At 63.2% G+C, this 12329-nt stretch carries 12 protein-coding genes; 8 read left to right on the plus strand and 4 right to left on the minus strand.

All coding sequences use genetic code 11. The annotated features are described in order from the left end of the window. Positions 1 to 160 precede the first annotated feature (160 nt). Both V5F23_RS25855 and V5F23_RS25860 read left to right on the plus strand, forming a co-directional pair. The gene (locus V5F23_RS25855; protein WP_042732527.1) at positions 161 to 562 is read left to right on the plus strand and encodes a lysozyme inhibitor LprI family protein; all 402 of its coding nucleotides are present in this window, start codon (positions 161 to 163) and stop codon (positions 560 to 562) included. 58 nt (positions 563 to 620) lie between these two features. Further along, positions 621 to 1037 (plus strand): DUF3010 family protein, encoded by a 417-nt coding sequence (locus V5F23_RS25860; protein ID WP_047735901.1) that lies wholly within the window; start codon positions 621 to 623, stop codon positions 1035 to 1037. Positions 1038 to 1183: 146 nt separating this feature from the next. Here V5F23_RS25860 and V5F23_RS25865 read toward each other — a convergent pair whose 3' ends face one another. Together V5F23_RS25865 and V5F23_RS25870 are read right to left on the minus strand one after the other, a co-directional pair. Further along, positions 1184 to 2359, minus strand: a complete 1176-nt coding sequence (locus V5F23_RS25865) for an AAA family ATPase (RefSeq protein WP_338496969.1) — start codon at positions 2357 to 2359, stop codon at positions 1184 to 1186. A gap of 68 nt (positions 2360 to 2427) precedes the next feature. Then, entirely contained in the window at positions 2428 to 3387 is a 960-nt protein-coding gene (locus V5F23_RS25870) for a GlxA family transcriptional regulator (RefSeq protein WP_042732675.1), read from the minus strand. 167 nt (positions 3388 to 3554) lie between these two features. Here V5F23_RS25870 and V5F23_RS25875 point away from each other — a divergent pair, with 167 nt between their 5' ends. From V5F23_RS25875 to V5F23_RS25900, 6 genes are all read left to right on the plus strand, one after another. Further along, complete coding sequence (locus V5F23_RS25875; RefSeq protein ID WP_338496971.1) at positions 3555 to 4499, plus strand: choline ABC transporter substrate-binding protein; 945 nt, start codon at positions 3555 to 3557, stop codon at positions 4497 to 4499. A gap of 70 nt (positions 4500 to 4569) precedes the next feature. Beyond that, positions 4570 to 5457 (plus strand): 3-keto-5-aminohexanoate cleavage protein, encoded by an 888-nt coding sequence (locus V5F23_RS25880; RefSeq protein WP_338496972.1) that lies wholly within the window; start codon positions 4570 to 4572, stop codon positions 5455 to 5457. Positions 5458 to 5596: 139 nt separating this feature from the next. Beyond that, positions 5597 to 6562, plus strand: coding sequence for an L-carnitine dehydrogenase (locus tag V5F23_RS25885; protein WP_047735899.1), 966 nt, complete (start codon positions 5597 to 5599; stop codon positions 6560 to 6562). Positions 6563 to 6738: 176 nt separating this feature from the next. Further along, positions 6739 to 7215, plus strand: coding sequence for a thioesterase family protein (locus tag V5F23_RS25890; RefSeq protein WP_042731610.1), 477 nt, complete (start codon positions 6739 to 6741; stop codon positions 7213 to 7215). A gap of 19 nt (positions 7216 to 7234) precedes the next feature. After that, entirely contained in the window at positions 7235 to 8398 is a 1164-nt protein-coding gene (locus V5F23_RS25895; RefSeq protein ID WP_338496976.1) for a gamma-butyrobetaine dioxygenase, read from the plus strand. 299 nt (positions 8399 to 8697) lie between these two features. After that, a complete protein-coding gene (locus V5F23_RS25900) occupies positions 8698 to 8961 on the plus strand; it encodes a hypothetical protein (RefSeq protein ID WP_042731608.1) in 264 nt (87 codons plus the stop codon). Positions 8962 to 9005: 44 nt separating this feature from the next. Here the strand turns inward: V5F23_RS25900 and V5F23_RS25905 are convergent, their stop codons facing one another. Both V5F23_RS25905 and V5F23_RS25910 read right to left on the minus strand, forming a co-directional pair. Further along, on the minus strand, positions 9006 to 10109 hold the full coding sequence (locus V5F23_RS25905; protein ID WP_042731607.1) for a GlxA family transcriptional regulator: 1104 nt from the start codon (positions 10107 to 10109) through the stop codon (positions 9006 to 9008). Positions 10110 to 10700: 591 nt separating this feature from the next. After that, complete coding sequence (locus V5F23_RS25910) at positions 10701 to 12077, minus strand: L-serine ammonia-lyase (RefSeq protein ID WP_042731606.1); 1377 nt, start codon at positions 12075 to 12077, stop codon at positions 10701 to 10703. Positions 12078 to 12329 lie beyond the last annotated feature (252 nt).

Raw genomic sequence — 12329 nt, forward strand, 5'->3', positions numbered from 1 at the left:
GCCGCGGCGACCGGGTGCAAAAACGACAGGGGAATTGCCGAAAGCGTCAATCACCGACATTGGGCCGCGGCAGGCCCACCCTGCCCGTCTGTTCTTTAGCCGACGCTTGCGCCAGAATCCGCGGCATCACTGGCTTTCACCGGACTCGAGCGGCAACGCAATGAAATCAATCTTCCTGGCTTTGGCACTGATCAGCACCGCCGCCCACGCGGCTGAAGACACCGAACAGAACCCCTGCGATGCCGTCGAAAACGACGTCCAGACCCTCGCCTGCTCGGCCTATGGCAAAAACGCCGCCGAACAGTTGCTGAGCGAAAACCTGCAGAGCCTCAACGAGCGCCTGCAAACCCGCTACGCCAGCGACAAGGCCCAACTGAGCGACATCACCGCCAAGATCAAGGCCGCCCAGCAACTGTGGCAAAAACAGCGGGACGCCGACTGCGCCATCGCCGCCTTCCCGGCCAAACCCGGCAGCGAAGCCTACAAGATTGCCGAGAACGACTGCATGGCCCAGGTGAGCGACGATCGGTCGGAGTTTCTGGAGTCGATTGGGCAGGACTGAAAGGCCCGCGTGGAATTGGCGCTGTAAGCTGTACACCCCCTCGCTCAAAAGGATCGACATGAAAACCTGCGGCATCGAAATCAAAGGCAGCGAAGCGATCATCGCCGTTGCCTCGCTGGATCAACAGGCGTTGACCCACATTGCCCTGAATACCAAGAAAATCGCCCTGGACGACGATGACGAAGCCGCCAACGTCAAGGCCTTCGCCGCGCAGGTACGGGCATTCGTCGCCGAAAACGCTATCGAACGCATCGCCATCAAGAAGCGCAGCAAGAAAGGCGAGTTCGCCGGCGGCCCGACGACGTTCAAGATCGAAGGGGTCTTCCAGTTGCTGGACGGTTGCGACGTGACGCTGCTGTCGCCGCAGACCATCAATGCGCAGAGCAAGAAGCATGACTTCGCTTTGCCGGCGACGCTGAACAAGTATCAGCATGAAGCCTATAAGGCGGCGTGCGCGGCGCTGATGAAGAAGTAACTCCGATCCACCTGACGAAATGCCTGCCCTGTGGCGAGGGAGCTTGCTCCCGCTGGACTGCGCGGCAGGCCAAAAAACAGGGCCGCTTCGCGCCACGGCGGGAGCAAGCTCCCTCGCCACAATGCGCACCCTAGGTACATGCAGGTTCACTGCCGCTTGCGATACCCCTTCAACCAATCGGCAAACGCTTTGTCCTCCAATGCGTAGCCACCGCGATTGGACTTCCATACCAATTCCTTTTCACGAAGCGCGTCGATGCAGGATTGGATGGTCTGGGTGCCTGGCACGACCTCGCTTCCCATACTCGCAAGCACCTTGCTCACGGCCTCCAGCGTCGCATCCGTAAAGGGCGCAAAGGGTTCGTTGTTTTGCGAGCGCTCGGCCATGACCTGGAGAACGGCGCGTTGGGGCACCGTCAGGGCGTTCCAGGCGCTTTCAAACTCGGTCCAGACACCGGCACGCAGCATTTCGGCGCTGTTGCGCAGCAACTCGCCCAAATGGCTCGCCTCACCCAACTCCAAGGCAATCTCGCCGATGACGGCACGCAACATTTCAGGGCGACGTCCGACCAACTCAAACGCTTGATCGAGCTCGTCGGCATTGAATTGGTTGGTCTGGGCCAGATGCGCGTTCAAATGGGCAGCGTAGGCCTTGGTGAACTCCTTGCCCAACAATGGGAAAGACGTGATACCGGAGCCGTAGAAAGGCTGATTGCGGCTGAGTACCAGATGAGCCAGTTTGTCTCGATTGGACCCCGTAAACACCAGGCGAAGGCCACTGGCATCATCCTCACGGCCCTGGTTGAGCTGGTCACGGGCGGCCTTGAGCGCGAACATCGCATTGACCCCGGCTTCGGTGGTCAGCGCGTGTTGGGCTTCGTCGATCACCAACACCACGGTTTTACCAGCAGCACGATGCAACAACTCCAGCGCCTGGGTCAGCGTTGCGCCGTCAGGCAGTTGCGGCCGGCTGAAATCCCAGGACAGCGTGCGCAAGAAACTGAGTTTGTCGATGCCCATGGACTTGGCAAGCTTACGGATACCCTTTTCATAAGACACCAATGCCGCAGCGATAGCCGAGGCAATCAGATCGGCAGGGTCCTTCTCCTTGTTGGCCCATAGATCGACGTAGACCGCCAGCCAGCCACGGGTTTCGCATTCGGGAATCAAGTCTTCACGCAAGAAGGTGCTTTTTCCGGTGCGTCTAGGCGCCGCCAGGAACAGGCCAGAGGTGTAGTCCTGAATCCCAGCCCCCACCAGCCCATCGACAATGCTGCGGGCCAGATCGGGGCGCCGGAAGACAAAACCAGTGGGCTTGGACATGGTTTTATACTCATTTATGGCGACAGGTATAATTTATAGTCGCGAGTATAATTGAGTATAAAAACCTGTCAAACCACCTCCCGCCCATCCCCCTGCCGTCGCCGATCCTCCCGCGGGCAGCGTTCGAACCGGGCCCGGTAGCTGCGGGTAAAGTACGACGGTGATTCAAACCCGCAGGCGATGCTCACTTCCAGCACGCTCATATCAGTCTGGCGCAGCAGTTGCCGGGCCTTCTCCAGGCGCAGGCGCAGGTAGAAGTTGCTCGGGGTGTCGTTCAGGTGCAGGCGGAACAGGCGTTCGAGCTGGCGTCGCGTCACGCTGATCGATTGCGCCAGCGCCAGGGTACTCAAGGGCGGTTCGCTGTGGGTTTCCATCTCCCCGATGACCTGCACCAGTTTCTTGTTGCGAATGCCGTAGCGGCTGGCGATTTCCATGCGCTGGTGGTCTTTGCGCGGACGGATGCGACCGAGCACGAATTGCTCGCTTACCTGGATCGCCAGTGCCGCACCGTGGGCCTGGCCGATCAGGTCGAGCATCAGGTCAATCGAAGCGGTGCCGCCCGCGCAGGTGATGCGGCGGCGGTCGATCTCGAACAGTTCCTGGGTCACGCCAAGGTGAGGATAAGACTCCTTGAACGCCTCGATCGCCTCCCAGTGCAAGGTCACCCGATGCCCGTCCAGCAACCCCGCCTCGGCGAGCACCACGCTGCCGGTGTCGATACCGCCCAGGGTCACGCCGTCCTTGTCCAGGCGATGCAGCCAGCGCTCCAGTGCCGGCGTGGAGAACTTCAGCGGCTCGAACCCCGCTACCACCCAGAGGGTTGCGCCTTTCTTCAGGGGTTCCAGTGCCGCATCGGCGTTGACCGACATGCCATTGCTCGCCAGCACCGGCCCGCCATCGACACTCAATACGTGCCAGCGGTACAGCCCGCCGCGAAAGCGATTGGCCACCCGCAGCGGCTCGATGGCCGAAATGAAACCGATGGCCGAGAAACCCGGCATCAACAAAAAGTAGAAATCCTGGGACATGGCGCGCACTCGGTTGGCGGGTAGCGTGGCACCTTGATACGCCACAGGTCGCCGCAGTGCAAGAGCACGTCGCCGCAGGGCGCTTTGCGCAGCGTCCGGCTACGTAACGTGGCATCACCGGCGCACAGACGCCGGACCCCATAACAATAAGCTGCCGAGGACCCGCCATGAAACGATTGATCAGCTCCTGCGTTCTTGCTCTCAGCGGTACCGTTTTGCTCAGCTCAGCCACCTTTGCCGCCGAGCCTGCCGCATGCCAGAACGTGCGCCTGGGCGTGGTCAACTGGACCGATGTCATCGCCACCAGTGCCCTGACCCAAGTGATGCTCGATGGCCTCGGCTACAAGACCAAACAGACCAGCGCCTCCCAGCAGATTATCTTCGCCGGCATCCGCGACCAGCGCCTGGACCTGTTCCTGGGTTACTGGAACCCGCTGATGACCCAGACGATCACCCCGTTCGTCGAGGCCAAGCAGGTCAAAGTCCTGGAGCAGCCCAGCCTCAAGGATGCCCGCGCCACCCTCGCCGTGCCGACCTACCTGGCCGACAAGGGCCTGAAGACGTTCGCCGACATCGCCAGGTTTGAAAAAGAGCTGGGCGGCAAGATCTACGGCATCGAGCCCGGCTCCGGCGCCAACACCCAGATCAAGGCGATGATCGCCAAGAACCAGTTCGGCCTGGGTAAATTCCAACTGGTGGAGTCCAGCGAGGCCGGCATGCTCGCCGCCGTTGACCGTGCGGTACGGCGCAAGGAAGCCGTGGTGTTCTTCGGCTGGGCGCCGCACCCGATGAACGTCAACGTGCAGATGACCTACCTTACCGGCAGCGAAGACGCCCTCGGCCCGAACGAAGGCATGGCCACCGTGTGGACCGTCACCGCGCCGGACTACGCCCGCCAGTGCCCGAACGTCAGCCGCCTGCTGAGCAACCTGACGTTCACCGCCGAAGACGAAAGCCGGATGATGCAGCCGCTGCTCGACCACAAGGACCCGCTCGAATCGGCCCGGCAATGGCTCAAGGACCATCCGCAAGACAAGCAGCGCTGGCTCGAAGGCGTCACCACCTTCGATGGCAAACCGGCCGCCGACAACCTGCAACTGACCACCAACTGACCCACGCCATCGTTCTGCGCAGCGCCGCCGGCCTGCGCAGTGATTCACCTCGCCTGAAGGAAGCCGCACCATGAACCACGACGTCATCATCACCTGCGCACTCACCGGTGCTGGCGACACGACCGCCAAGAGCCCCCACGTACCGGTGTCCCCGAAACAGATCGCCGAGGCGGCCGTCGAGGCGGCCAAGGCCGGCGCCACGGTGGTCCATTGCCACGTGCGCGACCCGCAGACCGGCAAGTTCAGCCGCGACGTGGCGCTGTACCGCGAAGTGATGGAGCGCATCCGCGAGGCGGACGTGGACATCATCGTCAACCTCACCGCCGGCATGGGCGGCGACCTGGAGATCGGGGCCGGCGAGCGGCCGATGGAATTCGGCCCCAACACCGACCTGGTGGGCCCGCTGACCCGCCTGGCCCACGTCGAAGAGCTGCTGCCGGAAATCTGCACGCTCGATTGCGGCACCCTGAACTTCGGTGACGGCGACACCATTTACGTGTCCACCCCGGCGCAACTGCGAGCCGGGGCCAAGCGCATCACTGAACTGGGGGTCAAGGCCGAGTTGGAAATCTTCGACACCGGCCACCTGTGGTTCGCCAAGCAACTGATCAAGGAAGGCCTGCTGGACAACCCGCTGTTCCAGCTTTGCCTGGGCATTCCCTGGGGGGCGCCCGCCGACACCACCACCATGAAGGCGATGGTCGACAACCTGCCAGCGGACGCCGTATGGGCCGGCTTCGGCATCGGCCGCATGCAGATGCCGATGGCCGCCCAAGCCATGCTGCTGGGGGGCAACGTGCGGGTCGGGCTGGAAGACAACCTCTGGCTGGACAAAGGCGTGCTCGCCACCAACGGTCAACTGGTGGAACGCGCCGGGGAAATTCTCACTCGCCTCGGCGCCCGCGTCCTGACCCCGGCCGAGGGCCGCAGGAAGATGGGCCTGACCCCGCGCGGCTGACCCGAGCTTATGCACAACCCTGTGGGAGCGAGCTTGCTCGCGATAGCGGTACAACAGCTATCGATGTGCCGACTGATATTCAGCCATCGCGAGCAAGCTCGCTCCCACAGGTGGCCCTCAACAACTTCAGGAAATCACCATGAGCTTTATCACCGACATCAAAACCTTCGCCGCCCTGGGCAGCGGAGTCATCGGCAGCGGCTGGGTCAGCCGAGCCCTGGCCCACGGGCTGGACGTCGTGGCCTGGGACCCGGCGCCCGGGGCTGAAGCGGCGTTGCGCAAGCGCGTCGCCAGTGCTTGGGGTGCGCTGGAGAAACAAGGCCTGGCGCCGGGTGCATCCCAGGATCGGCTGCGCTTTGTCGCCACCGTCGAGGAATGCGTGCGCGACGCCGACTTCATCCAGGAAAGCGCTCCCGAGCGCCTGGAGCTGAAACTCGACCTGCACAGCCGCATCAGCGCCGCCGCCAAGCCCGACGCACTGATCGGCTCCAGCACGTCGGGGTTGCTGCCCAGCGAGTTCTACGAGGGCGCCACTCACCCGGAACGTTGCGTGGTCGGGCATCCGTTCAACCCGGTCTACCTGCTGCCGCTGGTGGAAGTGGTGGGCGGCCGGAACACCGCGCCGGAAGCGGTGCAGGCCGCGATACAGGTGTACACGTTCCTGGGCATGCGACCGCTGCACGTGCGCAAGGAAGTGCCCGGCTTCATCGCCGACCGGCTGCTCGAAGCGCTGTGGCGCGAAGCCCTGCACCTGGTCAACGACGGCGTGGCGACCACCGGCGAAATCGACGATGCCATCCGCTTCGGTGCCGGCTTGCGCTGGTCGTTCATGGGCACGTTTTTAACCTACACCCTGGCAGGCGGCGACGCCGGGATGCGTCACTTCATGAACCAGTTCGGCCCGGCGCTGCAACTGCCGTGGACCTACCTGCCGGCGCCGGAACTGACCGAGAAGCTGATCGACGACGTGGTCGAGGGCACGAGCGCGCAACTGGGCAACCACAGCATCTCGGCACTGGAACGTTATCGCGATGACTGCCTGCTGGCGGTGCTGGAGGCGGTGAAGACCACCAAAGCGAAACATGGGATGGCGTTTACTGACTGAACGCGATCCCTGTGGCGAGGGAGCTTGCTCCCGCTCGGCCGCGAAGCGGTCGCCAATCAGCAGACGCGGTGTTTCTGAAACACCGCGATATCAGGTTTTGGGGGGCTCCGCCCCCAGCGGGAGCAAGCTCCCTCGCCACACACGTGTACACCTGCACCCATCTGTGGAGTTTTGCCATGCCCACCCTCACCACCTACCAAACCCACATCCGCCCCGAATGGGTCGACTACAACGGCCACTTGCGCGATGCCTACTACCTGCTGATTTTCAGCTACGCCACCGACGTGCTGATGGACAGGCTCGGCATGGACAGCCAGAACCGCGACGCCAGCGGCCACTCACTGTTCACCCTCGAACTGCACCTCAACTACCTGCACGAAGTGAAGGTCGACGCCAACGTCGAGGTGCATACGCAAATCATCGGCCATGACGCCAAGCGCCTGCATATCTATCACAGCCTGCACCTGGCCGGCGGTGACAAGGCGCTGGCGGGCAATGAGCAGATGCTATTGCACGTCGACCTGGCCGGCCCACGCTCGGCGCCCTTCCCGGAACAGACCCTGGGCAAACTCCGGGCTCTGCTGGATGAACAATCCGACCTGCCGCCCCCAGACTGCATCGGCCGGGTCATCGCCTTGCCGCCCGCCCGCTAGACGTCGAACAGGAGCCGTCATGAAAACCGCCGCCGCTTTTGCCGATTTTCGCAGCTACCCGCTGGTGTGCGCACTGGACACCGTGAAGCCTCTGGCCGATCAGGTGCTGGTCACCTGGGCCGACGGCCGGGTCAGCCCATTCCATCATCAGTGGTTGCGGGACAACTGCCCGTGCCCCCAATGCGTCTACAGTGTTACCCGCGAGCAGGTGCTGGAGATCGTCGACGTGCCTGAAGACCTGACACCCGACACGACCTGGCTCGACGACGAAGGCTGCCTGTGCGTGGGCTGGCAGGACGGCCATCAGAGCCGCTTCGACCCCGGCTGGTTGCGCGCCCACGCCTACGATGAGCCGTCCAGGGCCGAGCGCCTGGCGAGCAAGCCCCAGCGCCGGCTGTGGCAACACGACCTGCCCTTGCCGGTGTTCGACTACCAGGCGGTGATGGAAGACGCCGACGCGTTGCTGCAATGGTTGCTGGCCGTACGAGACATCGGCCTGACCCAGGTGCGCGGCGTGCCCACCGAGCCCGGCTCGCTGCAACGGCTTGCCCAGCGGATCTCGTTCATCCGCGAAAGCAACTTCGGCGTGCTGTTCAATGTGCAATCCAAGGCCGACGCCGACAGCAACGCCTACACCGCCTTCAACCTGCCGCTGCACAGCGACCTGCCGACCCGTGAATTGCAACCGGGCCTGCAGTTCCTGCATTGCCTGGTCAATGACGCCCAGGGTGGCGAAAGCATCTTCGTCGATGGTTTTGCGGTGGCCGAGGCCCTGCGCCAGGAAGCCCCCGACGACTTCGAGGCGTTGTGCCGCATACCGGTGGAATTTCGCAACAAGGACCGCCACAGCGACTACCGCTGCCTGGCACCGATCATCGCCCTGGATGCCCTCGGGCACGTGGCGGAAATCCGTATGGCGAACTTTCTGCGGGGGCCGTTCGACACCTCGGCCGAACAGATGCCCGGCCTTTACCGCGCCTATCGGCGCTTGATCGCCCTGACCCGCGAGCCGCGGTTGCGCCTGGTCCGGCGGCTCGAACCCGGCCAGCTCTGGTGCTTCGACAACCGTCGCACCCTCCACGCCCGCAACGCGTTCGACCCGGCCACCGGGGCCCGGCACTTCCAGGGCTGCTATGTGGACCGGGATGAGTTGTTGTCGCGCATCCGGGTGTTGCAGCGCTAGCGCGCGATGCGGCCTGTCCAACACCCCATCACGCCTGATTCACACAGGCAAAAAAATCCCCGATCAAGCCGTGACAGGATCGGGGCAGGTGCGTTACTGGAGGAGCCGTCGCGCGAGGGTGACCAAACCATCGTGATTCAGCTTGGAGCTCAGTGTGCCCAGTCCCGATCCGGCTCAATTAGCCGAAAACGACACGCTCATAGCCATCCGGGCCATTGCGACAATTTGCCCTTGCCGCCATTCCGGGTGGCTACCAGAATCGAGTCACGACCCCACTCCCGGAACAAGGAAAAAGCGTCATGATGCACGCCGATTTGATCGACCAGGAAGACCTGTTGGGCCAGCTCAAGGCCCTGGGGCTCCAGATACCCAGCGGCGCCACCGCCGAACAGGCGTGCGAGTGCGCCGTGCGAGGCCTGGACAGGGAACGCGCCAATGAATTGCGACGGATGGTCAAGGACATGTACACCAGCAGCGCAACCATCCTGCCGGCGGTGCGCCAGGCCATCGACAAGCAGCTGTTGCCGGCGCTGACGGAGTATCAGCAAAACCACAGCGCCTGACCTGTGGCGAGGGAGCTTGCTCCCTCACCAAAAAAGCCCTCGGCTCAGAGCCTTACGCTGGCAAACGTCGACTCGTTGCGCGCCTGGCTCAGCGCCGACAGCGGACCGGACAGCGGCGACAGGACCAGGGCCTGCGGCAGCGGCATCATCGCCACCTGTTGCGTGGTGTTGGAACCGACGCGCTCGTCGCGCGGTGGAATGCCGAAGTATTCGCGGTAGCACTTGGAGAAGTGCGGCGTGGAGACGAAGCCACACACCGACGCCACTTCGATGATCGACATCGGCGTCTGCTTGAGCAGTTGCCGCGCACGAATCAGCCGCAGCTTGAGGTAGTAACGCGACGGCGAGCAGTGCAGGTACTTCTGGAACAACCGCTCCAACTGGCGCCGGGACACGGCGACATACACCGCCAGTTCATCCAGGTCGATCGGCTCTTCGAGATTGGCCTCCATCAGCGCGACGATTTCCTGCAACTTCGGCTGGTTGGTGCCGAGCATGTGCTTGAGCGGCACACGCTGGTGATCCTGCTCGTTGCGGATGCGCTCATAGACGAACATTTCCGAGATCGCCGCCGACAGTTCGCGACCGTGATCGCGGCTGATCAAGTGCAGCATCATGTCCAGTGGCGCCGTGCCGCCGGAGCTGGTGAAACGGTTGCGGTCGAGGGTGAACAGCCGGGTGCTCATCGAGACCCGCGGGAAGGCTTCCTGCATCGCGGCCAGGCATTCCCAGTGCACGCTGCAATCGAAACCATCCAGCAGGCCGGCGCAGGCCAGGGCCCAACTGCCAGTGCAGACGGCACCGAGGCGTCGGGATTGACGGGCCTGGCCTTGCAGCCATGACACGTGTTCGCGGGTCACGGTGCGCTGGATGCCGATGCCGCCACAGACGATGACGGTGTCCAGCGGTGGTGCCTTGTGCATCGAGGCGTCCGGGGTGATCTGCAGGCCGTCACTGGCCCAGACTTGCCCGCCATCGACGGTGAGGGTGGTCCAGCGATACAGCTCGCGACCGGACAACTGGTTGGCCATGCGCAGCGGTTCTACCGCGGACGCCAGGGAAATCAGCGTGAAATTGTCCAGCAGCAAAAAGCCGATGGATTGAGGCGCACGGTTCTGGGGTTGGGCCCCGGAGTTGGACGTCGTCATCGCGGTATCTCCTCACACAAAGCGGGTGATGGCCTCAGGCGGAGGCTCTTGTTATGGCCATCGTTCTCTGGCGAGAGACGGGCTTTATCGGGGTAGAGCAAATGCCGTGCCTAAAATTGAATATGCATTCAATAAATCCTGAAAACGACATCGCAACCCGTCTACACAGGGCACGCGTTCGGCATGGGTTATAGGCGCCATCAGTGGCGACAGTCGGCTGTCACAGCGAGCTGTGAGCAGTTCGGTAGCACTTGTGGGAACTGGGCTGCGCCGCTTGCGCGAGGGGTATCACCACAGGCGCGGATGACGAACGGTCGAGCGCGATGCAAGGGCCGGTTCGTCATGGGGTGTCTTGTCTGTTTGCGACGCGCTAAAAGGTGGCGCATTTCGTCCGACTGCTCATTTTTCGAGCGATTTGAGAACACTTGTGGCGAGGGGATTTATCCCCGTTGGGTCGCGAAGCGGCCCCTCGGTTTTTTCTAATACAGCGAGTCGTCTGAATCAGGGGCTGCTTCGCAGCCCAACGGGGCGGTGCGACGTTTCGCTAAATCCCCTCGCCACAGGAACAACAGGGGCAAGTACAGTGCCTGATCAGCACTCCACCGCGCTCACCGCCAAGCCACCGCGCGAAGTCTCTTTGTATTTGTCATGCATGTCGGCGCCGGTATCGCGCATGGTGCGGATCACCCGGTCCAGGGAAATGAAGTGCTGGCCGTCACCGCGCAGCGCCATTTGTGCGGCGTTGATGGCTTTCACCGCGGCGATTGCATTGCGCTCGATGCACGGCACCTGCACCAGGCCACCGACCGGGTCGCAGGTCAGGCCGAGGTTATGCTCCAGGCCGATTTCCGCGGCGTTGCACAATTGCTCCGGCGTGGCGCCGAGGATCTCTGCCAGGCCGGCCGCCGCCATGGCGCAAGCCGAACCCACTTCGCCCTGGCAGCCGACTTCGGCACCGGAGATCGAGGCATTCTTCTTACACAGGATCCCCACCGCCGCCGCCCCGAGGAAGTAATCGACCACGTTGGCGTCGGTGACGGCCTCGCTGAATTTCATGAAGTAATGCAGCACCGCCGGGATGATCCCCGCCGCGCCGTTGGTCGGCGCCGTGACCATGCGCCCACCGGCGGCATTTTCCTCGTTGACCGCCAGGGCGAACAGGTTGACCCATTCCATGGCACTGAGGGTCGAGCCGATGACGTTCGGCTTGTTCAACTCTTGCAGGCTGCGGTGCAGCTTGGCCGCGCGCCGGCGCACATTCAAACCACCCGGAAGAATGCCTTCATGCTTGAGGCCGTGCTCGACGCAATCCTGCATGGCGCGCCAGAGCTTCATCAGCCCGGTGCGAATCTCTTCCTCCGAGCGCCAGACCTTTTCGTTGGCCATCATCAATTCGGCCACCCGCAGGTTGTGGGTGCGACACAGTTCGAGCAACTCCTCGGCGCTGGAAAAATCGTAAGGCAGTTGCGTGGTGTCCAGGTCCACGACGCCACTGGACGCCTGGGCCTGGTCGACGACGAAGCCGCCGCCGACGGAATAATAGGTGTCACGGTGCAGCTCGCCGCTGTCGCCCTCGGCCACCAGCGTCATCGCGTTGGGGTGGAACGGCAGGTTCTCGTCGATCAGGCGCATGTCCCGCGACCAGATGAACGGCACCGGCAGGCGGCCGTCGAGCAGCAGGGTTTCGGTTTCCCGCAGCAGCGTGATGCGCGTACCGATTTGCGACGGATCGATCGCGTCGGGCCATTCGCCCATCAGCCCCATGATCACCGCGTTGTCGCTGCCGTGGCCGATGCCGGTGGCCGACAACGAACCGTACAACTGCACCTCGACCCGACGCACGTCGTGCAGCAAGGCCTTGGCCCGCAACGCCTCGACAAACAACGCCGCCGCCCGCATGGGCCCCACGGTGTGGGAACTGGACGGGCCGATACCGATTTTGAACAGGTCGAACACGCTGATTGCCATTGCCGAGAGTCTCCAGAACGGGCATGTGCGGGCGCCGAAGCGTCCGGTGACGGAGCTGCTACGCTCAACGCCGGGATGGCCGCATCATCCGGCTTTTGCCCAGGTGCCCGACGTCTGACACCGACGCAATCATGCCCGCCAACGCCGCCGCTCTTTTGCTCCGTTTTCGCCGTTTTTCTGCGTGTCAGACGGCTCCCTGGGGCGGAAAAAATCTGTAAACGACGTCACCGACACTGGATGCGACCATCCCTG

Origin of the sequence: Pseudomonas sp. WP18 (assembly GCF_036689585.1) — a bacterium.
Lineage (GTDB): Bacteria > Pseudomonadota > Gammaproteobacteria > Pseudomonadales > Pseudomonadaceae > Aquipseudomonas > Aquipseudomonas chlororaphis_E.

Coding starts and splice junctions, on each gene's coding strand:
- V5F23_RS25855 (WP_042732527.1), top strand. CDS start 161: ATGAAATCAATCTTCCTGGCTTTGGCACTGATCAGCACCGCCGCCCAC.
- V5F23_RS25860 (WP_047735901.1), top strand. CDS start 621: ATGAAAACCTGCGGCATCGAAATCAAAGGCAGCGAAGCGATCATCGCC.
- V5F23_RS25865 (WP_338496969.1), bottom strand. CDS start 2,359: ATGTCCAAGCCCACTGGTTTTGTCTTCCGGCGCCCCGATCTGGCCCGC.
- V5F23_RS25870 (WP_042732675.1), bottom strand. CDS start 3,387: ATGTCCCAGGATTTCTACTTTTTGTTGATGCCGGGTTTCTCGGCCATC.
- V5F23_RS25875 (WP_338496971.1), top strand. CDS start 3,555: ATGAAACGATTGATCAGCTCCTGCGTTCTTGCTCTCAGCGGTACCGTT.
- V5F23_RS25880 (WP_338496972.1), top strand. CDS start 4,570: ATGAACCACGACGTCATCATCACCTGCGCACTCACCGGTGCTGGCGAC.
- V5F23_RS25885 (WP_047735899.1), top strand. CDS start 5,597: ATGAGCTTTATCACCGACATCAAAACCTTCGCCGCCCTGGGCAGCGGA.
- V5F23_RS25890 (WP_042731610.1), top strand. CDS start 6,739: ATGCCCACCCTCACCACCTACCAAACCCACATCCGCCCCGAATGGGTC.
- V5F23_RS25895 (WP_338496976.1), top strand. CDS start 7,235: ATGAAAACCGCCGCCGCTTTTGCCGATTTTCGCAGCTACCCGCTGGTG.
- V5F23_RS25900 (WP_042731608.1), top strand. CDS start 8,698: ATGATGCACGCCGATTTGATCGACCAGGAAGACCTGTTGGGCCAGCTC.
- V5F23_RS25905 (WP_042731607.1), bottom strand. CDS start 10,109: ATGACGACGTCCAACTCCGGGGCCCAACCCCAGAACCGTGCGCCTCAA.
- V5F23_RS25910 (WP_042731606.1), bottom strand. CDS start 12,077: ATGGCAATCAGCGTGTTCGACCTGTTCAAAATCGGTATCGGCCCGTCC.